26 protein-coding genes are annotated in these 18,845 nt (G+C 67.3%); 14 read left to right on the plus strand and 12 right to left on the minus strand.

Going from position 1 to position 18,845, the window contains the following annotated elements:
• The first annotated feature begins 9 nt into the window (after positions 1-9).
• Positions 10-474 carry a phage tail protein gene (locus AC1DHY_RS04500; protein WP_476879904.1) on the plus strand — a complete coding sequence of 155 codons (465 nt, stop codon included), beginning with the start codon at positions 10-12 and terminating at the stop codon, positions 472-474.
• 13 nt (positions 475-487) lie between these two features.
• On the opposite strand, the gene AC1DHY_RS04505 is transcribed toward AC1DHY_RS04500, so the two are convergent.
• The gene (locus AC1DHY_RS04505; protein WP_476879905.1) at positions 488-760 is read right to left on the minus strand and encodes a hypothetical protein; all 273 of its coding nucleotides are present in this window, start codon (positions 758-760) and stop codon (positions 488-490) included.
• 204 nt (positions 761-964) lie between these two features.
• Here AC1DHY_RS04505 and AC1DHY_RS04510 point away from each other — a divergent pair, with 204 nt between their 5' ends.
• Positions 965-1,336: a hypothetical protein gene (locus AC1DHY_RS04510; RefSeq protein ID WP_476879906.1), complete on the plus strand. Its 372-nt coding sequence runs from the start codon at positions 965-967 to the stop codon at positions 1,334-1,336.
• A gap of 26 nt (positions 1,337-1,362) precedes the next feature.
• Here the strand turns inward: AC1DHY_RS04510 and AC1DHY_RS04515 are convergent, their stop codons facing one another.
• Positions 1,363-3,441: an ABC transporter ATP-binding protein gene (locus AC1DHY_RS04515; protein ID WP_476903212.1), complete on the minus strand. Its 2,079-nt coding sequence runs from the start codon at positions 3,439-3,441 to the stop codon at positions 1,363-1,365.
• Positions 3,438-5,174 (minus strand): ABC transporter ATP-binding protein, encoded by a 1,737-nt coding sequence (locus AC1DHY_RS04520; protein WP_476903213.1) that lies wholly within the window; start codon positions 5,172-5,174, stop codon positions 3,438-3,440. The genes AC1DHY_RS04515 and AC1DHY_RS04520 overlap by 4 nt, the downstream gene beginning before the upstream one ends.
• Positions 5,175-5,386: 212 nt before the next feature.
• On the opposite strand from AC1DHY_RS04520, the gene AC1DHY_RS04525 reads away from it, so the two are divergent.
• Positions 5,387-6,286: a hypothetical protein gene (locus AC1DHY_RS04525; RefSeq protein WP_476878555.1), complete on the plus strand. Its 900-nt coding sequence runs from the start codon at positions 5,387-5,389 to the stop codon at positions 6,284-6,286.
• 76 nt (positions 6,287-6,362) lie between these two features.
• Here AC1DHY_RS04525 and AC1DHY_RS04530 read toward each other — a convergent pair whose 3' ends face one another.
• The 4 genes from AC1DHY_RS04530 to AC1DHY_RS04545 form a co-directional block, all read right to left on the minus strand.
• Positions 6,363-6,704, minus strand: a complete 342-nt coding sequence (locus AC1DHY_RS04530) for a YciI family protein (protein ID WP_476878556.1) — start codon at positions 6,702-6,704, stop codon at positions 6,363-6,365.
• Between the two features lie 66 nt (positions 6,705-6,770).
• The gene (locus AC1DHY_RS04535; protein ID WP_476878557.1) at positions 6,771-7,208 is read right to left on the minus strand and encodes a VOC family protein; all 438 of its coding nucleotides are present in this window, start codon (positions 7,206-7,208) and stop codon (positions 6,771-6,773) included.
• Positions 7,209-7,264: 56 nt separating this feature from the next.
• Entirely contained in the window at positions 7,265-7,684 is a 420-nt protein-coding gene (locus tag AC1DHY_RS04540; RefSeq protein ID WP_476878558.1) for a hypothetical protein, read from the minus strand.
• Positions 7,681-8,493, minus strand: coding sequence for an alpha/beta fold hydrolase (locus tag AC1DHY_RS04545; RefSeq protein ID WP_476878559.1), 813 nt, complete (start codon positions 8,491-8,493; stop codon positions 7,681-7,683). Before AC1DHY_RS04545 ends, AC1DHY_RS04540 begins: the two co-directional genes overlap by 4 nt.
• Positions 8,494-8,523: 30 nt before the next feature.
• Here AC1DHY_RS04545 and AC1DHY_RS04550 point away from each other — a divergent pair, with 30 nt between their 5' ends.
• The 3 genes from AC1DHY_RS04550 (at position 8,524) to AC1DHY_RS04560 (ending at position 10,395) form a co-directional block, all read left to right on the plus strand.
• A complete protein-coding gene (locus tag AC1DHY_RS04550) occupies positions 8,524-8,919 on the plus strand; it encodes a VOC family protein (protein ID WP_476903214.1) in 396 nt (131 codons plus the stop codon).
• A 71-nt stretch (positions 8,920-8,990) separates the two neighbouring features.
• Entirely contained in the window at positions 8,991-9,812 is an 822-nt protein-coding gene (locus AC1DHY_RS04555; RefSeq protein WP_476878561.1) for an MBL fold metallo-hydrolase, read from the plus strand.
• Between the two features lie 55 nt (positions 9,813-9,867).
• Positions 9,868-10,395 (plus strand): DUF427 domain-containing protein, encoded by a 528-nt coding sequence (locus AC1DHY_RS04560; protein WP_476878562.1) that lies wholly within the window; start codon positions 9,868-9,870, stop codon positions 10,393-10,395.
• A gap of 48 nt (positions 10,396-10,443) precedes the next feature.
• Here the strand turns inward: AC1DHY_RS04560 and AC1DHY_RS04565 are convergent, their stop codons facing one another.
• On the minus strand, positions 10,444-11,364 hold the full coding sequence (locus AC1DHY_RS04565; protein ID WP_476878563.1) for a 2-hydroxyacid dehydrogenase: 921 nt from the start codon (positions 11,362-11,364) through the stop codon (positions 10,444-10,446).
• Between the two features lie 113 nt (positions 11,365-11,477).
• Positions 11,478-11,639 carry a hypothetical protein gene (locus AC1DHY_RS04570; RefSeq protein WP_476878564.1) on the minus strand — a complete coding sequence of 54 codons (162 nt, stop codon included), beginning with the start codon at positions 11,637-11,639 and terminating at the stop codon, positions 11,478-11,480.
• Positions 11,640-11,802: 163 nt separating this feature from the next.
• On the opposite strand from AC1DHY_RS04570, the gene AC1DHY_RS04575 reads away from it, so the two are divergent.
• Positions 11,803-12,639: an alpha/beta fold hydrolase gene (locus tag AC1DHY_RS04575; protein ID WP_476878565.1), complete on the plus strand. Its 837-nt coding sequence runs from the start codon at positions 11,803-11,805 to the stop codon at positions 12,637-12,639.
• Positions 12,640-12,907: 268 nt separating this feature from the next.
• Entirely contained in the window at positions 12,908-13,384 is a 477-nt protein-coding gene (locus AC1DHY_RS04580; RefSeq protein ID WP_476878566.1) for a hypothetical protein, read from the plus strand.
• 139 nt (positions 13,385-13,523) lie between these two features.
• On the opposite strand, the gene AC1DHY_RS04585 is transcribed toward AC1DHY_RS04580, so the two are convergent.
• Both AC1DHY_RS04585 and AC1DHY_RS04590 read right to left on the minus strand, forming a co-directional pair.
• Positions 13,524-14,198, minus strand: a complete 675-nt coding sequence (locus AC1DHY_RS04585; protein WP_476903215.1) for a uracil-DNA glycosylase — start codon at positions 14,196-14,198, stop codon at positions 13,524-13,526.
• A 4-nt stretch (positions 14,199-14,202) separates the two neighbouring features.
• On the minus strand, positions 14,203-14,505 hold the full coding sequence (locus tag AC1DHY_RS04590) for a helix-turn-helix transcriptional regulator (RefSeq protein ID WP_476878568.1): 303 nt from the start codon (positions 14,503-14,505) through the stop codon (positions 14,203-14,205).
• A 67-nt stretch (positions 14,506-14,572) separates the two neighbouring features.
• Between AC1DHY_RS04590 and map the strand changes: the two genes are divergently transcribed.
• The 5 genes from map to AC1DHY_RS04615 all read left to right on the plus strand — a co-directional run bounded on the left by map (position 14,573) and on the right by AC1DHY_RS04615 (position 17,441).
• On the plus strand, positions 14,573-15,358 hold the full coding sequence (map, locus tag AC1DHY_RS04595) for a type I methionyl aminopeptidase (RefSeq protein WP_476878569.1): 786 nt from the start codon (positions 14,573-14,575) through the stop codon (positions 15,356-15,358).
• Between the two features lie 4 nt (positions 15,359-15,362).
• Complete coding sequence (locus AC1DHY_RS04600) at positions 15,363-15,524, plus strand: hypothetical protein (protein WP_476878570.1); 162 nt, start codon at positions 15,363-15,365, stop codon at positions 15,522-15,524.
• Between the two features lie 31 nt (positions 15,525-15,555).
• Complete coding sequence (locus AC1DHY_RS04605) at positions 15,556-16,356, plus strand: hydroxypyruvate isomerase family protein (protein WP_476878571.1); 801 nt, start codon at positions 15,556-15,558, stop codon at positions 16,354-16,356.
• Between the two features lie 78 nt (positions 16,357-16,434).
• Positions 16,435-16,914, plus strand: a complete 480-nt coding sequence (gene bcp / locus AC1DHY_RS04610; protein WP_476878572.1) for a thioredoxin-dependent thiol peroxidase — start codon at positions 16,435-16,437, stop codon at positions 16,912-16,914.
• A 92-nt stretch (positions 16,915-17,006) separates the two neighbouring features.
• Positions 17,007-17,441: a DUF6855 family protein gene (locus AC1DHY_RS04615; protein WP_476878573.1), complete on the plus strand. Its 435-nt coding sequence runs from the start codon at positions 17,007-17,009 to the stop codon at positions 17,439-17,441.
• 46 nt (positions 17,442-17,487) lie between these two features.
• Here the strand turns inward: AC1DHY_RS04615 and AC1DHY_RS04620 are convergent, their stop codons facing one another.
• Entirely contained in the window at positions 17,488-18,336 is an 849-nt protein-coding gene (locus AC1DHY_RS04620; protein ID WP_476878574.1) for a class I SAM-dependent methyltransferase, read from the minus strand.
• 136 nt (positions 18,337-18,472) lie between these two features.
• Between AC1DHY_RS04620 and AC1DHY_RS04625 the strand changes: the two genes are divergently transcribed.
• Positions 18,473-18,802 (plus strand): hypothetical protein, encoded by a 330-nt coding sequence (locus AC1DHY_RS04625; protein ID WP_476878575.1) that lies wholly within the window; start codon positions 18,473-18,475, stop codon positions 18,800-18,802.
• Positions 18,803-18,845 lie beyond the last annotated feature (43 nt).

Raw genomic sequence — 18,845 nt, forward strand, 5'->3', positions numbered from 1 at the left:
GGAGGGCGCATGCCGTACGTAGTTGACTTCAAGGACGTTTCCACCACGGGCCTGGAATCGTCCCCCGTTGCCGACGCCCTGGCCGGGTTGCGCGCCAACGAGGCACGCTACTACAGCACCAAGTACGGCCACGCCTTCACCGTCAGCCCCGCAGCCGAGGCCCCGGAGGCGGTGGACCGGGTGACCCGCATCCTCAAGGAAGAGCGGGACATCACCATCGGTTCCCGCCCTCTCGAAGCCACCACCTTCGAGGTCGACGGCCTGCGGATGGACTACGTCTTCTACGAGTCCGGCCTGTCCATCAACGTTATGTACAGCATCGCCGACGGCGGCAAGCGCGCGGTCGGGTTCAAGCTCTCCGACGGCATGGACGTTCCCGAGGAACTCGAGACGCGCTTCAAGTTCGCCCGGCAGAAGTCAAAGCTGGCGGGGACCATCCGGGGATCGTACTTCGTGATCAAGGGCGAGTACTGACGGCTCTCCCAGGTCAGGTGCTGAGCTCCGGCTCGACCAGCATCACGATCGTGTCCGGGCGCACGCCGTCGAATTTCATGGCGTCCGCGGCAGCCTCGGACTCCATCATTCGCTGGAACGTATCAAGGTCCGGAACGTCGACGATCAGGCCGACGCGGTTGGATTTCTGCGGGTCGACAAAGGTCCGCACGGTCATGCCCAAGGGTCCGAAGACTTCCTGGCGTCGCGTCGAGCTGAGCCAGTGATCAACGTCGTCGACCTCATGGAAAATCAATAAAGTTGCCATCGTAGCCTCTGCTTTCGAAAGCGGGCTCAGGGGCCGGATTTGGAAGGAATCGCGTGACGAACCCCTGATCCAAGCAGAAAGTACCACTGCCGCCCGACCTTCGGTAGACCGCCGGAACAGTTGGTTGAGACCACAGCCTGTTTGGCCCGCCGGGCCTCCTCGGAACTGCCCTCGACTTCAACCGCGGTTGCTAGGATCGAATCAATGAACCAAAGAAATCGAAATGCTTTTACAAGCGACGCCTACTGGGTTCTTCTCAGCATTTTTTTCGCTGCAGGAGTCACTATCATCGGCCTTGCCGAGGGGTTCATTCTCCTCGCAGCGGGACTGGCACTCCTGACTGCCATTGTCATTTTGACCTCCCTGCACGGACAGTTCAGGAAGGATGTCATTAGCAGCCTTTCGACCGCGTCACCGGGCCTCGGCATCGGGGCGGCCACCGTCGTTGCCGGTGCCGTCCTGCTGCGAGGTACTGATTCCGCGTTGTGGGCTATCCCTTTGCTGGCTGTTAGCGCCTCGGTCGGACTTTATGTTTGGCTGCGCCACCACGGCCGCTATAGTAAATCCGCCGTCTAACCCTAATGCGCCGGGTTTTGTCGCCCTTAGACCTCCGCCACCGGCGCCGCGAACTGGGCCTCGTAGAGCCGGGCGTACGCCCCGCCGGCCTCGAGTAGTGACGCGTGCGTGCCCTGCTCCACGATCTGCCCTGCTTCCATCACCAGGATGAGGTCGGCGTCGCGGATGGTGGAGAGCCGGTGGGCGATGACGAACGACGTCCGGTCGCTCCTCAACGCGCTCATCGCCTTCTGAACCAGCACCTCAGTGCGGGTATCCACCGAAGACGTCGCCTCGTCCAGGATCAGCACCGACGGCCGGGCCAGGAACGCCCGGGCGATGGTCAGGAGCTGCTTCTCCCCCGCGGAGACGTTGCCGCCCTCGTCGTCGAGCATGGTGTCGTAGCCCTGCGGCAACGATTTAACGAACCGGTCCACGTACGTTGCCTTCGCCGCCTCCAGGATCTCCGCATCCGACGCACCGGGCCGGCCGTAGGCGATGTTGTCCCGGATGGTCCCGCCGAACAGCCAGGTGTCCTGCAGCACCATCCCCATCCGCGAGCGCAGCTCGTGCCGCGACATCAGCGCCACGTCCACGCCGTCGAGGGTGATCTTCCCGGCGTCGAGCTCGTAGAAGCGCATCATCAGGTTCACCAGCGTGGTTTTGCCCGCCCCTGTGGGCCCCACGATCGCCACGGTCTGCCCGGGTTCGGCCACCAGGTTCAACGAAGAGATCAGCGGCTTGTCCGGCGAATAGGCGAAGGACACGTCCTCGAACACCAGCCGTCCGCGGGTCGCCTCCGGTTTCAGCGGCACGTCCGGGTCGGTCAGCTGCTCCTCGGTGTCGAGCAGCTCGAACACCCGCTCCGCCGAGGCCACCCCGGACTGCAGCAGGTTCGCCATCGAGCCCAGCTGGGCCAGCGGCTGGGTGAACTGCCTCGAGTACTGGATGAACGCCTGCACATCGCCCAGCTGCATCGCCCCGGACGCCACCTGCAGGCCGCCCACCACGGCGATCCCCACGTAGACCAGGTTCCCGATGAACGTCATGGCGGGCATGATCAGCCCGGAAATGAACTGCGCGCCGAAGCTGGCCTGGTACAGCTCCGCGTTCTTCTGCCGGAACGTCTCCTCCACCTCGCGCTGCCGGCCGAAAACCTTCACCAGCGCGTGTCCGGTGTACGTCTCCTCGATCTGGCCGTTCAGCTCGCCGGTGTTCTTCCACTGGGCCACGAACAGCTTCTGTGAGCGTTTGGCGATCACCGCCGTCGTCACCAGGGTCAGCGGGATGGTCACCAGCGCGATGACGGCCAGCGTCGGCGAGAGGATCACCATCATCACCAGCACCCCGGCGACGGTCAGCACCGAGGTCACGGCCTGGCTGATGGACTGCTGCAGGCTCTGGGAGATGTTGTCGACGTCGTTCGTTACCCGGCTGAGGAGCTCGCCGCGCTGCACGGTGTCGAAGTAGCGCAGCGGCAGGCGGTTGATCTTCGCCTCGATCCGCGCCCGCAGCCGGAATACTGTGCGCTGCACGACGCCATTGAGGATATATGCCTGCATCCACATAAATGCCGAGGCCAGCACATAGAGCGCGAGCGCCCACAGCAGCACCGAGGACAGCGCGGCAAAGTCGATCCCGGTGCCGGGAGTCAACGCCATGGCGTTGAGCATGTCCGCTTTCTGGTTCTCCCCCGCGGCCCGCAGCTGCGCGATCAGCTGCGCTTTGGTCACGCCGGCGGGCAGTTGTTTGGACACGACGCCGGCGAAAATCAGGTTGGTGCCTTCGCCCAGCAGCCGGGGGCCGATCACCGCCAGCGTGACGCTCACGACGGCGAGGGCCAGTACCAGCGTCAGCCACAGCCGTTCGGGGCGCAGTTCGCCGAGCAGCCGCCGGGCGGAAGCACCGAAATTCATGGCCTTCTCCGCGGGGATGTTCATGCCCGCGAACGGGCCGCCGCGGCCGGGGCCGCCGGCCGGACGGGGAATCCGCAGCGGCGCGTCCTTGCCCGCCCCGGCCCCCGGGCCGCCAGCGGGCGACCCGCCGGAACCRGTCCCCGCCCCGCCGGCGCCGCCGGGGCCGCCGGGACCGCCCGCCGTCGGCGTCTGGGATTCAACCTTGCTCATACCGCCTCCTCCGCCGCGAGCTGGGAGTTCACAATCTCCTGGTACGTCTCCGAGCTCTCCAGCAGCTGCCCGTGGGTGCCGTGCGCGACGATCCTGCCGTCGTCGAGGACCAGGATCTGGTCCGCGTCCACAATGCTGGAGACCCGCTGGGCGATGATCACCAGGGTGGCGCGGGCAGTGTGCTGCTTGAGCGCCTGCCGCAGCCGGGCGTCGGTGGCGGTGTCCAGGGAGGAGAACGAGTCGTCGAAAATGTACAGCTCGGGGCGTTTCACCAGAGCCCGGGCGATCGCGATCCGTTGTCGCTGGCCGCCTGAGACGTTGGTGCCGCCCTGCGAGATGGGCGCGTCCAGCCCGCCCTCCATCTCGCGGACGAAGTCCTCGGCCTGCGCGATGGCCAGCGCCCGCCAGAGCTCGTCCTCCGTGGCGTCCGGTTTGCCGTAGAGCAGGTTGCTGCGGACTGTGCCGGTGAACAGGTACGGCTTCTGCGGGACCAGGCCGATGTGCCCCCAGAGCAGGTCCGGGTGCAGCTCGCGCACGTCCACGCCGTCGATCCTTACCGAGCCGGCGGTGGCGTCGAAGAGCCGCGGCATCAGGTTCACCAGGGTGGTCTTTCCGGATCCAGTGGACCCGATGATCGCCGTTGTCTGCCCCGCGCGGGCGGTGAAGCTGACGTCGGAGAGGACCGGCGCCTCGGCACCCGGGTAGGCGAATCCGACGTCGCGCATCTCCAGTTCGCCGCGGGCGGCGCCGGGCAGGCTGACCGGCTGCGCGGGCGGCCGGACGCTGGACTCGGTGCCCAGCACCGCACCGATCCGGTCCGCGGAGACGGCGGCGCGCGGGATCATGATCGCCATGAACGTGGCCATCATGACGGACATCAGGATCTGCATCAGGTAGCTCAGGAAGGCGATCATGGTGCCCACCTGCATGGACCCGTCCTCGATCCGGAAGGCCCCGAACCAGATCACGGCCACGGAGGAGACGTTCAGGACCAGCATGACGGTGGGGAAGGCGAGCGCCATGAGCCGGCCGGCGCGCAGGGCGGTGTCCGTGACATCCGCGTTCGCCCGCGCGAATCTGGCCGTTTCCACGTCCTCGCGGACGAAGGCGCGGACCACGCGGATGCCGGTCAGCTGTTCACGCAGCACCCGGTTGACCGTGTCGATCCGGGTCTGCATCAGCCGGAACAGCGGCACCATACGGGTGACGATCAGGCCCACCGCCACCAGCAGCACCGGCACGCTCACCGCGATCAGCCAGGACAGCTGCACGTCCTGCCTGACCGCCATGATGACCCCGCCGATGCTGAGCATGGGCGCGGTGACCATCAGCGTCGCGGACATCAGCACCAGTTGCTGGACCTGCTGGACGTCGTTGGTGGAACGGGTGATCAGGCTCGGCGCGCCGAACCGTGTGACCTCCTGCTCCGAGAACTCCGCCACGCGGCCGAAAATCGCCCCGCGCAGGTCCCGGCCCAGCGCCATCGCGGCCTTCGCGCCAAAGTAGACGGCCGCGATGGTGCACGCGATCTGCAGCAGCGTGACCATCAGCATCATGCCGCCGGTACGCAGGATGTAATCGGTGTCCCCGCGCGCCACCCCCTGGTCGATGATGTCCGCGTTCAGGGTGGGCAGATACAGCGACGCGATGGAAGCCGCCAGCTGGAAGACGACGACGGCGAGCAGCAGCCCGCGTTGCGGCCTCAGGTATTGAACCAGCAGTTTCCAGAGCATCCGGTCTCCACTTCACACGCATTTCCCGCTTGGTGATCCGGAGGTCAGTTTACGTCCGGATGCTGGGTGCGGACCGGGTTATTCTCAGGGCGGATTTGGGGGTGGGGTGGGGCGGCCGGCGGCGGCAGGGCTAATTTTCAGTGCCAATTCGTTATCATCCCGCCTGTGTCGGCAAACGTTGGCTGTCATACCCCTCTGCGATAGTTTGTTTCATGACAAATTCAGAGCTCCCTGGGGTGGGCTCACAGCAGACCGCGCCCCACGATCCGCAGCAACCGTACTCGGCACCGTCCGTTCACGGGGCGCCCCCTCAATTGCCTACGCAGCAGCCAACCAAGACGAAGAAACCGCGAAACACTGTTGGACTGATCGCACTTATTGCGGCGATCGTCGGATTCATCTTCGCTTGCGTTCCGGGCGCCCTCATCATCGGCTGGATTCTGCTTCCTATTGCGTTCATCCTTTCCATTGTTTCCCTGTTCTTCAAGGACAAGGGCAAGGGCATGGGCATCGCGGCCCTCATCCTTTCGGTCGTCGGCACCATCGTCGGGGTCGTCGTATTTACTTCGGTCGTCGCCACATCGCTCAGTAACGCAATGGGCAGCGGAGAGACGAAGGTCGTCCAGCCTTCCGGTGCGCCCTCCGCGAACGCGGCGCCGGCCGGTAAAGCCGACAGCAAAGTCGGAACCCGCGAGAACCCGAACCCGATTGGTTCGGCCGTGGAGTCCAAGGACTGGCGGATCGTCGTTAACTCCGTCAAGCTTGGCGCCACCAATGCCGTCCTTGCTGCCGATACCTATAACAAGCCGCCGGCCGCAGGATCCGAGTACATCCTCGTGAACTACTCCGCCACCTACATCGGTGACGACGCCAACGGTCAGATGCCCGCGTTCGTCTCCGTCGACTACGTCACGCCCGACGGCAAGACCATTAACGGACTCGACAAACTGATCATGGCACCGCAGGCGATCAACACGACCAGTACTCTCTACAAGGGCGCGACGGCCAAAGGCAACAAGGCCATTGAGGTCCCGTCAGCAACCGCAGCGCAGGGCGTCCTCGCTATTCGGCCGGGAATGCTTGCCGACACAGCATTTGTCGCCGTCAAGTAAGTACAAACCCAACCAACATAACTAGAAAAGGAAAGGCTTCCGGTTTTCCCCGGGGGCCTTTCCTTTCTCACGCGCACTAACTGGCGGGGTCGTACTGGAACGCGCGGACCTCCTGCGCGCAACGGCAGGCGGTCGCGATCTTGGCGGCCCATTCCAGGGCGGCCTCGTACGACGGCAACTCCATCACCGTATAGCCGCCTTCGAGCTGCGCCGTCTGCGGGTAGGTGCCGTCGCGGACGCTCCCATCGGCGTCGACCATCACAGGCGGGATACTCTCATCAATGCCTCCGCCGAAGACCCAGACGCCGGCGTCCTTCGCTTCCTGGACGACGGCGTGTGCCGCCTCAGCGACGGCCGGCAGTTCATCCTCGGGGAACACCATCGCGGCGCTCGGGAACGGGATCAGGTACTTAGTCATCGCGTCAACTCCTTCAGTGCTGCGGGACGCTCGGTCAGTGCCCGCCGGTCCAGGGCCGGCCGGAGGTTAGCTTTTGTTCAGTTCCTGCGCGAGCATCACGAGGATGCCGCTGGGGCCACGGAGGTAGGTCAGCTTGTAAATGTCCTGGTAGTTCGCGACGCCTCGCAGCGGGTGGCAACCGTGCTTGGCGGCGATGGCGAGGGCCTCGTCGATGTCGTCGACCGAAAAAGCCACCCGGTGCATGCCGATCTCGTTGGGAAGGGTGGGTTCCGTCTCGATCGCCGTGGGGTGGATGTACTCAAAGAGCTCCAGCTGCCCGTGGCCGTCGGGCGTCTGGAGCATGGCAATCTTGGCGTGGTTGCCGTCAAGGCCGACGGCGGTGTCGGTCCAGGCGCCGCTGACGGTGTCACGGCCGACGACGGTCAGGCCAAGGTCCGAGAAAAAGGCGATCGCTGCCTCGAGGTCACGCACGGCAATGCCGACGTTCTCCAGTTTGATGGTCATGCGGCTCACGCTACCGAGAGCGGGCCCCAAAGCTCCAGTAGTTGAGCGGCACAACCTTAGGGCAGCGCCGCGGTTGGACTGGTCTGAGGATCCACCACAACTTGGACGTCATCTTCATAGAGGACACGCCCCGGGGTGGGCGTACGGAGTTCCTCCCACGGCACGGCGTACCGGGCCAGCAACTGAAGATAACCGGGAATTCGGGCCAGCAGGTGTGTTGCGCTGGCCTTGAACCATGCCTGGGCATGCGGATTGCGTTCGCGGTCGTAGACAGTGGGATCGGCACGGTTGGGGTCGGGATAGGCGGCGTCGTACCAGGCGTTCGCGTCCTGCCACCAGCGGTAATCTTCGCTGGTTAGCCTGCCTTCCTTCGCCAGCCCGTTGGCTAGACCGAATATCCCGACATGATTCCCGCGTGCGTTCGGTCGGACCGCTTGGTATCTGACAAACTCCGGCGACGTCTCCGCCCCACTCATTGCCGCGCCGGAGCCTTGAAGGCGGCAAAAAATTCCGCCACCACCGGGTTGACCTGCGCCGAAAATTCCTCGAAAAACCCGTGCCGTCCGCCGGGATAGATCCGTAACTCGGCCGCAGGAATCCGCTCCGCCAGCAGCCTGGCATTTTCCACCGGCGTCATCTGGTCATCGTCCCCGTGCAGGACCAGGGTGGGGACGTCCAGGTCAGGTAGGAACTCCCAGGCGTCATGCTGCCGGCTCGCCTTCCGATGGGCGGAAGCCTCAGCCCGGGTCATCGTCGGGTCCCCCAGCAGGAAACTGTCCCGCGGAGCATGCGGCCACGCCGGCGTGTAGAACAGACGGTGCAGGATCGCCAGCCGCTCATCCGGTGACCCTGCGGCCAGGGACGCACTGACGCCACGCGGACGCGGAACGGCGTTCGTCCCGCCCGGTGACGTACACGCCAGCACCAGGGCCGCCACCCGCTGGGGATGATTCACCGCCAGCATCTGCGCAACACGGCCACCCATCGATGTCCCGTAGACCAGCGCCCTTCGAACTCCGACGCCGGCCAGCACGTCCGCTGCGTCGGCCGCGAACCCTGCGATGGTCCAGTGCTCCACCGGGCCGCGGCTCGATCCCGTGCCGCGATAATCCATCGGGATGGTCCGGAACTCACCTTCGAAGGCGTCCCGGATCCCGTCCCACCAGCGGTGGGAATTGGCCTGCCCCTGAAGCAGCAGCAACACCGGGGCGCCGGCCGGACCGCGGGCCTGCACGGCCAGTTCAAAGCCGTCCCGCGCCCGGACGGTGGTGGACTCCGCGATCACTTAACTTCCCTCCCGGTGTAGCTTGGCAACATGCTGAGCATTGGCTCGATCGTGATCCGGGTGGACAACCTCGAACTCCAGTTGGCCTTCTGGCAGGCTGCCCTGGGCTTTTCGCCCCGGCACGAACCTGAGGACGATTTTGTCATCCTACAACCGCCCGGCGGCAGTGGAACGTGCGTCTCCCTGGACCGCGTCCCCGCCCCTGTGCAGGTCCCGCCGCGCCTGCATCTGGACCTCTACACAGACCACCAGGCCGCCGAAGTGGAGCGGCTCCTCGCGCTCGGCGCCACCCGGGTGCACTGGGACAAACTGCCGGCGGACGCGGACTACGTGATCCTGGCCGACCCGGAAGGCAACCGGTTCTGCGTGGTGGACACCGCCGGGCCCGGAAATTCTCCCACCCCGGGTGAAAGAAGTGCGCCGTAGTCCTTGCGCTCCGCCACCGCCCGGGAATACCGTCTCGGCAGGCACTACCAACCACTACAAGAAGGCACATCGTGCTGAAGCAAGTCGCTGAGGGCGTTCTGGTCCATGAGAGCAAGTTCCTGCAGAGCAACTGCGTGATCGTGCAGGGACAGGCGGGTGTGCTGCTGATTGACCCGGGGATAACCCGAAACGAAATGGCCGCCCTAGCCCAAGACCTTCGCGAATTGGGCCAGCCGGTCGTGGCGGGCTTTTCGACCCATCCGCACTGGGACCATGTCCTCTGGCTCGCGGATTTCGGCGACGCGCCCCGCTACGCCACGGCCCGTTGCGCGGCCCCGATCCGGGAACTGCTCTCACAGCCGGACTGGGAAGTCCGCGTCGCCGGGGTGCTCCCGCCGGACTTCGCCGCGGAAATCCCGATGGAACACCTTGGCCTCATCACCGGGCTGCCCGCCGGCACCGCGCACGTCCCCTGGGACGGCCCAACCGTCCGGATCCTGGAGCATCAGGCCCATGCCGCGGGCCACGCGGCGCTGCTGGTCGAGGAGAGCGGCGTGCTGGTCGCCGGCGACATGCTTTCGGACATCCTGATGCCGTTCCTGGACCTGAAAGCCGCGGATCCGGTCGGGGACTATCTCGCGGCACTGCTGCTTTTCGAAGGCGTGGCCGACGACGTCGTCGCGGTCGTCCCGGGGCACGGTTCCGTCGGCGGGGCCGGTCAGCTGCGGGCGCGAGTGCACCAGGACCGCGCCTACCTGGCGGGCCTGCGCGACGGCGCCGAACCCGACGACCCGCGGCTCGGACCGTCCGCTGCGCTGGATTGGCTACCCGGAGTGCATCAACGGCAGGCCCAGCAACTCGCCCAACGGCCGCACAACGGGACGCCAAAATAAGGGCCGTGGCGCACCCCACCCTGGTCTCGGCCGCGGAAGGTGCCATGATGTGGAGATGACTCCCAGCAACGGCGTTTCAGGCTTCCTCCGTCGCCCCCGGCCCATCAAGGCGGGGCCGGGCCAGGAATCGGTGTGGGACTACCCGCGGCCGCCTCGGGCGGAGCCCCGGTCCGAACGGGTGGTGGTCCGGCTCGGCGGACACGTCATAGCCGACACCACCTCTACGGTTCGGGTCCTGGAAACCAGCCACCCCCCGGTCTACTACCTGCCGGTGGACGCCTTCCCACCCGGAGTGCTTGTCCCGGCGGAGGGCACCAGCTTCTGCGAATTCAAGGGCGAAGCGCACTACTTCGACGTCGTCGCCGGCGGCGTCACGGTTAGCCGCGGCGCGTGGACCTATCCGGACCCGGCCCGGGGCTTCGAGGCACTCAGCACACGGGTGGCCCTCTACCCCGGCCGCATGGAGTCCTGCGAGGTCGACGGCGAGAAGGTGGCCGCCCAGGCCGGCGACTTCTACGGCGGCTGGATCACCGCGAACATCGTGGGACCGTTCAAGGGCGCCCCGGGCACTAACGGCTGGTAGGCGCTTCGCTCCGGCATGCCTGCCAACCGGCCCCGGGTATGGCCGGGGCTAGCCGTTCAGCACCACGTTCAGGGGTGGTTCGCCGGCCATCATAAGCTCGATCTGGCGCTGCAGCAGCCGGCCCATCCGCGGGCGCATGGCCGCGGATGCCCCGCCGATGTGCGGGCTGATGATGACGCCGGGCGTGCCCCACAGCGGGTGGTCCTGGGGCAGCGGCTCGGGGTCGGTGACGTCCAGTGCGGCGCGGATCCGGCCGGCAGTGGTGTGCTTGACGAGGGCTTCGGTGTCCGCAACGGGGCCGCGGGCCACGTTGACCAGCAGGGCGCCGTCGGGCATGGCGGCAAGGAACGCGTCGTCGATGAGGTGGCGGGTGGAATCGCGCAGCGGCACCACGACCACCACGATGTCGTGGTTCGGCAGCAGGCTACCGACCTCGTCGATGCCGTGGACGGGGCCGCGGGCGTCGGTCCGGGCGCGGCTGGCCACCCGGGTGACAGTGGTTTCGAACGGCAGGAGCCTGTCCTCGATGGCCTTTCCGACGCCACCGTACCCGACAATCAGCACGCGCTGATCGGCGAGGCTGGCCGTCGGGCGGCTCTCCCAGCGGCCGTCCTGCTGGTTCCGCAGCATCCGCGGAAACTCGCGCTGGCTTGCCAGGATGAGGGCCAGGGTCAGTTCGGCCGTGGACGTTTCGTGGACGCTCGCGGCGTTGGCGAAGACGCGGCCGGCCGGCAAAACGTCGGTCACGCCGTCGTAGCCGATGGACTGGCTCTGCACCAGCACGGTCTCCACGTCCTTCAGCGCGCCGAGCGGCCGAGTCCCGGCCATGTAGGGCGGAACAACAATGTCGATTCTTTGCAGCGGGGGCTCCCCGGTCATGTCCCATTCGAGGATGGTGACGTCCGGATGGGGCTGGAGGTACTCACGCAGGGAGGCGTCCGGCAGGCTGACAGTGATCTTCTTCGGCATAGCTGCCAGCCTAATCGTCTCCAGGCGGACGACGGCGGACGGGGCGGTCCGCCGTCGTCGTATTACGGCACCGACCTGCGGCGCCCGGCCTCGGAACGCGCCGCCGTTGCCGCCTAGCGGCTGAACAACTTGGCGAAGAAGCCGGTCTTCGGCTCGTCCTCGTGGCCCTTGCAGCGGTCCGCCGCCTTCACACCGCGCATGACCTGGTCGACGTGCTGGCCGCAGCCGGCCCAGGTGGTTTTTCCGCACTTCTTGCATGCAACTGCCTGGCACATTGTGGGCTCCTTTTATCGGGGGTTCGTTGCTCAACTATACCCCTGGGGGTATTGGTGGCAAATTCGTGGAACACCCTGTCCGCCGGCGGCGTTGGTTCCTTACAGTGGGTCCCACCGCCGGGACGCATGTACTGACGTCAGACCGTACCGAGAGGACCGCTTCATGGCACACATCAAGGTTGGAACCGAAAACAGCACCGACGTCGAGCTTTACTACGAGGACCACGGCGCCGGCCAGCCCGTGGTGCTGATCCACGGCTATCCGCTGGACGGGTCATCCTGGGAGAAGCAGACCACCGCACTCCTGGCCGCCGGCTACCGCGTGATCACGTACGACCGGCGCGGGTTCGGCCGCTCCAGCAAACCCACCGACGGTTACGACTACGACACCTTTGCCGCCGACCTGAACACCCTGATGACGGACCTGGACCTCAACGACGCCGTGCTGGTCGGATTCTCGATGGGCACCGGCGAAGTGGGCCGCTACCTGGGCACCTACGGCTCGCAGCGGGTGGCGAAGGCCGCGTTCCTGGGCTCACTGGAGCCCTACCTCCTGCAGACCGAGGACAACCCGGACGGCGTTCCGCAGTCCGTGTTCGATGGGCTGCTCGAAGCGGTCACGGCAGACCGCTACGCCTTCTTTACCGACTTCTTCAAGAACTTCTACAACAGCGACACCTTCCTGGGCACGCCCCGGCTCAGCGAGGAAGTCATGCGCGCCGGCTGGAACCTCGCCACCGCCGGCGGCCCGACGGCATCCGTGGCCGCGCAACCCACCTGGCTGACCGACTTCCGCGGGGACATCCCGAAGATCGACGTCCCGGCACTGATTGTGCACGGCACCGCCGACAATATCCTCCCGATCGACGTCACCGGCCGGCGCTTCGCCAAGGCCCTGCCGGACGCCGACTACGTGGAGATCGACGGCGCCCCGCACGGCATGCTCTGGACCCACGCCGCGGAGGTCAACGAGGCCCTGCTCGGGTTCCTGGCGAAGTAGCGAACCGGCGCTCCGGACCCGGTCCGGCCATCCCGCGGCGCTATTCCGAATGCGCCGCGGGGCTGGCGCGCGGGCGCGGTCAGGCGCACGATTAACGTACCGGGAATGCCTGGAGCACCCGGACCTGCACCCGCACTTAGCACGGGTGAGCTAATCGATTCTGGACGGTGGTGCCGCCGCGGCTGCGGCGTCCCTGCGGCGTGATCGTGACCGGCGCACGCCGTCCGACACTGAAGCACCGCATCCTCCAGTAGGAGCACCAAAGGAAATGTCCACCACTACCCCAACAGCAAGAAAATCCCGGCCCCGGTCGGTCAGGTTTGCCCTGGCTTCGGCCCTCACCCTGGGTCTCATCGGAGGACCGGTAGCCCTGGCAGCACCGGCCGATGCCTCGACCGACTTCCGTGGCTGCACCGTGGATCCGCTGACGCCTACCGAGCGCCACCACTGGGTCGATTTCCGCATCGAGGTTGACTGCAAGGACCACAGGAGCGTTCAGATCAGGCAGCTGCGCTTTGAGGAAGAGCATGGCCGCCGGCACGACGACTTCCTGGGCCGGTCCGTCTTCTGGGAGTCCTTCAACCGCCGCGACGACTCGGTGACCATCCACAGCTACGACCGCGTCCATGACCGCCGTGGCAGTGAAAAGGTGTACCAGCTCGTCTCGTTCCGCGTCCGCAGCGGCGACCACTGGTCCAACTGGACCCACTGGGAAATGAGCGAGGTGGCAACAATCGGGCACTGAGGAACCGTCCGACGTCGGGCCACCGGTCCGGCGGCTGCCATCGCGCACCGGCAAGCCGGGGAATCCCCCGGCTTGCCTGCGTGTGCCCGGTTGCCGCGTCCCCGAGCTAGCGGGCCTGCCCCCGGCCCGCCGGACCGGCCTATCCCGCCGCGCCTGCCGCCATCAGTTCCTCCAGGCCCCGCTTGAACCCGGACCGTCCGCCATGGGCCGGGTGCCTGATCTTCGGCACGTCCAGGCCGTTGCGCTGCAGGCTGCGGTGCGCCACGTTCCCCACCGCCACCACCGTCTCGATCCCGAACAGCTCCCGCAGCGCCTGCCAGAACGGGGCGCCGAGCGCCGCCTCGGCCGCCGTGGGGGTGCGGTTGGACAGCGGCCGGCCGGGGACGTGGGTGTGCCAGGGGCAGGCGCTCCAGAGCAGCGGCAGGATGCCCACCTCGGCCAGGACCTCCCACATCACGGTGGCAGTGGGCTCCGCCGCGATCCCGGCAGCGTCCGCCGGCAGCACGTAGCCCCTGCCCGGACCGAACAGGCCCAGCGGATTGACCGGGCCGGCCAGGATGGTGCGGCTGGTAAAGGGAACCCCGGTAATCCTCATGCCCCTGAACCCGGGGGCCTCTCCCAGCAGGAGCACGGTGGGCGCGCGGTCCAGCATTTCCTGCAGGTAGAGGGCCAGGTTCCGCCGGCGCAGCGCGTTCGCGGCAGAGGTGTGGTCGAAGAAGTTGGTACAGCCGGGGCCCGTCTTCACCGCGGCGAGACGGCGGACAAAGTCCTCGATCGAGGGCGCGATCACGCCGTGCCCGGACTCTAAGTCCACCGGATCAGGAAGCCAGCCGGTCATGCCCGCCGCGGGGGCCACCGGCCGCCTCAACAGCCCGCCCTGGACCGTTGACCTCGGCCCACACCGCGTCCAGGGAAAGCCCCAGGACCTCGGCAATCGCGGCGATGGTCGGGAACGCCGGGGTCGCCACCCGGCCGGTCTCGATCTTCCGGAGGGTTTCCGGTGAAACCCCGGCGTCGAGCGCGGTCCGGAGCATGGAACGCTGGCCCCTGGCCCGGCGCAGCAGGGCCCCGAGGCGCTCTCCGCGCTCGACCTCTTCGGATGTGAGTGGCAATCTGACCATGGACCCAATTGTAGTACCGGGATAATATGGCCGGGATAGTTATTGGAGTAAAGACAGTGAGGCGCGCATGATCGAGATCCTGAACCCAACCGAACTGGACCGGGGCAGGGAGTCGGGGGCGCTGGTCGCCACCATCCTGCAGACGCTGAAGAACCGGACCAAAGTCGGCACGAACCTCCTCGAGATTGACCGCTGGGCCCGGGAAATGATCGCCGGCGCCGGCGCCGACTCCTGCTATTTCGACTACGCTCCCTCCTTCGGCCGCGGGCCGTTCGGCCACTACATCTGCACGGCCGTCAACGACGCCGTCCTGCACGGGCTCCCCCACGACTACGCGCTGGCCGACGGGGACCTGCTGACCCTCGACCTCGCCGTCTCCAAAAAAGGCATCGCCGCGGATTCCGCCATCAGCTTCCTGGTAGGCGGCTCACGGCCCGCGGCCAGCGTCGCCATGATCGACGCGACCGAGCGCGCCCTGAAGGCGGGAATCGCCGCGGCCACGCCCGGGGCCCGCATCGGCGACATCGCGCACGCCATCGGCACAGTCCTCACGGAAGCGGGGTACCCGATCAACACCGAGTTCGGCGGCCACGGCATCGGATCGACCATGCACCAGGACCCGCACGTGCCCAACACCGGGCGGCCGGGACGCGGATTCCAGCTGCGCCCGGGGCTGCTGCTGGCGCTCGAGCCGTGGGTCATGGCGGACACGGCCAAACTCGTCACGGACCCCGACGGCTGGACACTCCGCAGCGCCACCGGCTGCCGGACCGCCCACAGCGAGCACACCATCGCCATCACGGACGGCGCCGCCGAAATCCTCACCCTCCCGGCCCCGGGGTTGCTAGCCTGAGGCTGTGAAGTACGAGTCGCTGTGGATCGGGATGCTGGTTGGCGCTGCCATCGGCTTCGCCGTCGGCGTGGCCACCGTCGACAAACCGTTTACCGGGCTGCTGATCGGCCTGGGAATCGGCGCCCTGGTGGGGCTTGCGGCCCGGAAAGATCCCCGAAAACGGTAGGGCTCCCCCGCTCGCCCGGAAGGAACCCGCTATGACCTATGCCGTGAACTGCTCCATCATGCTGGACGAGCTGCCGCTGCTGGAACGGCCCGCAGCGGCGAAAGCCGCCGGGTTCGACGCCGTCGAATTCTGGTGGCCCTTCGAGGCTTCCGTCCCGGGCGACGCCGAAATCACCCGGTTCGAACGCGCGGTCACCGACGCCGGTGTCCAGCTCTCCGGCCTGAACTTCAACGCCGGAAATATGCCGGGAGGCGACCGCGGCCTGGTCTCCTGGATCGGGCGCTCGGCCGAGTTCCGGGACAACATCGACGTCGTTGCCGGGATCGGCGGCCGGCTCGGCTGCACGTCCTTCAACGCCCTCTACGGAAACCGCCTTCGCGGGCACGCCCCGGAGGCCCAGGACGAACTCGCCGTCCAGAACCTCGCGGCCGCGGCCGCCGGCGTCGCCCCGATCGGCGGAACCGTGCTGCTCGAACCCGTCAGCGGCGCCCCCGATTACCCGCTGCTTACCGCCGACGACGCCGTCCGGGTCATCGACCGCGTCCGGCAGGAAACCGGCGCGGCCAACATCAAACTGCTCGCCGACTTCTACCACCTCGCCGTCAACGGCGACGACGTCGATGCCGTCATCGACAGGCATGCCGCGGACTTCGGCCACGTCCAGATCGCCGACGCGCCCGGCCGCGGCGCCCCCGGAACAGGGACCCTGCCGCTGGAACGGTGGATCGCCCGCAGCCGTGAACTCGGCTACCGGGGCAGGATCGGCCTGGAGTACAAGGCCTCCGCCGCGACGGCCTTCGACTGGGCACTACGCCAGCCGACACCCCGCTGACCGCTGACGGAATACGGCATCGGCGCCCGGTGTTGTGCACCACAGACACGTATCCATCAGCCCCGCGAAGGACCTCCCATGAGCCAGAACCTCACTGTCAAGCTTCAGCCCGGAACGCCGGCCCCCGACTTCACGCTGCCGGACGCCGAGGGCAAGCCGGTGGCCCTGGCTGACTACCGCGGCAAGAACGTCATCGTCTACTTCTACCCGCAGGCCGCCACCCCGGGCTGCACCACCGAAGCCTGCGATTTCCGCGACAGCCTGTCCTCCCTCCAGGGCTCCGGCTATGAGGTCCTGGGGATCTCCCCGGATGCCCCCGAGGCCCTGGCGCACTTCACCGGCGACTTCGCCCTGACCTTCCCGCTGCTCGCCGACGAGGACCACGCCGTGGCCCTCGCGTACGGTGCGTGGGGCGAGAAACTGGTCCGCGGCGAGATCACCGAGGGCATCGTCCGCTCCACCGTGGTCCTGGACCCGGAGGGCAAGGTCAAGCTGGCGCAGTACCAGGTCAAGGCCGACGGGCACGTCGCTGCGCTGAAGGAAGAGCTGGGCGTCTAGACCCTCGCGCCCAGCCCTCGCGCCCGAGAGGGTGCAGTGGGTAGGCTCGGTCCCATCAGCCGGCAAAGGACCCTACCGAAGGCGGTCAGCACGTGGCATCTGGAACCAAGCAGGATCCCTGGGAGCTCAAGACGGCCTCGGGAACGTCCGAATACACGATGTACAAGGATGAACAGGCCGATCCCCCGGCCCTCGTCTGCCAGGTGGGCTCCACCACGCTGAAGTACCACCTGCGCGCCATCGAAGACCTGCAGCTGTGGCTGATGGAAAAGGACGACTGGGTCCCGCTGGGCGCCTCGGACGAGAACAAACCGGCCACCGACGGCACCGTCGAGGCGTGGGGACGCGATCCGGAAAACCCCGTCGGCGGGTGGTACGGGCTGCGGAAGGGATACCGCGGCCGCTTCGGGATGTACCTGCCGCCCCTTCTTGAGGCGCTGGGCCTCGCGGAACTCACCCATGAGGCCCGCAACAACTCCGTCCGGGCCATCATCGCCGACGCCTCCGGGCCGGCGGTCCCGGCCTAGCCGTTCCGCCCCAGAAGCCCCCAACGCTCCTGCCAGGGAGCCTGAGTCACCCGCGGGTGCCGGTGACGATGGTCGCCGTCGAGCGCATCCTGACTGCGCCCTGGTGCTCGTACCGGCCCAGCATATGGAACACGTCCGACCGGATCAGCGCCCGGGCCTCCCTGTCCGCCTTGGCCAGGCCTGTCGCGACCGTGGTGGCGATGTCGATCATGAACTCCCAGTAACTCTCCGGGGAGGCATGCACCAGATCGGTGCTGACCGTCCGCTCCGTCACCTGCCCCAGGCCTGCGTCCTGGAACATCCGAGTCATAAACCCCGGCGCGGCGCACCGGAACAGGCCCGGCAACTCCGCCGCCGGGCGGGGCAGTTCCGTGTGCTGGGCGAGGGTGCCCAGAATGAGGCTCGCCCACGGGTTGGCGGCGGCCCGGCCCCACACAGCGGCGCTGATCCGGGCGCCCGGCCTGGCCGTCCGCACCATCTCTCCGAGGGCGGTCCGCATCTCCGGGAAGAACATCAGGCCGAAACGGCACAGGACAGCGTCGAAGCTCCCGTCCTCGAACGGCAGGTCGGCGGCATCGCACACCCGGAAACTGACGTTGGTGACGCCACGGGCCGCTGCCTTCTCCTCTGCGACGTGCAGCATGCCGGCGGAAATGTCGGCCAGGACCACGTCCCCGCCGGGAACCAGGGCCGCGGCGCTGAGCCCGGGCTCGCCGGAACCGGCGGCGACATCCAGCACCCGGAAATCCGGCCTGAGCGCGGCGTCCTCGAGCATGGCCTCGCCGAACGGGCTGTGCCAGTCCAGCAGTTCCGCATCCCATTTTTTCCAGCCGGCCGCGAACTGGTCCCAGATGATGCGCTGCCGGTCACGGAGGCTGTCCGCTGCAACTGACATGGTGTGTCCTCAGAAGTCCGGACCGCACCCTCCCCCACCACATAGTGTGCTCCGCGCCGTGCATTCCCGCTAGGGGTTTTCGGGGCCGACGACGGCGGCGGAAGTCCGTGCTCCGCGGGGCAGTAGGCTTAACGGCATGGCTCCTGAAGACACCCCCGTTGCGCCCGAACGCCGCTCCGTCACCGTCCGCCGCGCTCCGAAGTACGTGCCGTTCCTGATCCTGGGCGGACTGCTGGGCGTGGTTGTGGCCGCCGTCATCGCATACGGCGTGCCCAGCAGCGACGAGGGCTACGACGCCAACTCCGTCTTCGGCTTCTTCCTGACATTCTGCATCGCGGGCGGCGCGATCGTGGGCGCCGTCGTCGCGCTGGTGCTGGACCGCCTGAGCGTCCGCCGCGCCGAGCACGCCGTCGTTGAATCCGTCCCGGATTCCGAGCCGGACACCGACGACGGGAACCCCGCCTGACCCAACAGGCAACCGGCCGGAAGGTCACAATCGGGCGGCCGGA

This window comes from Arthrobacter sp. 05L44, assembly GCF_056397605.1.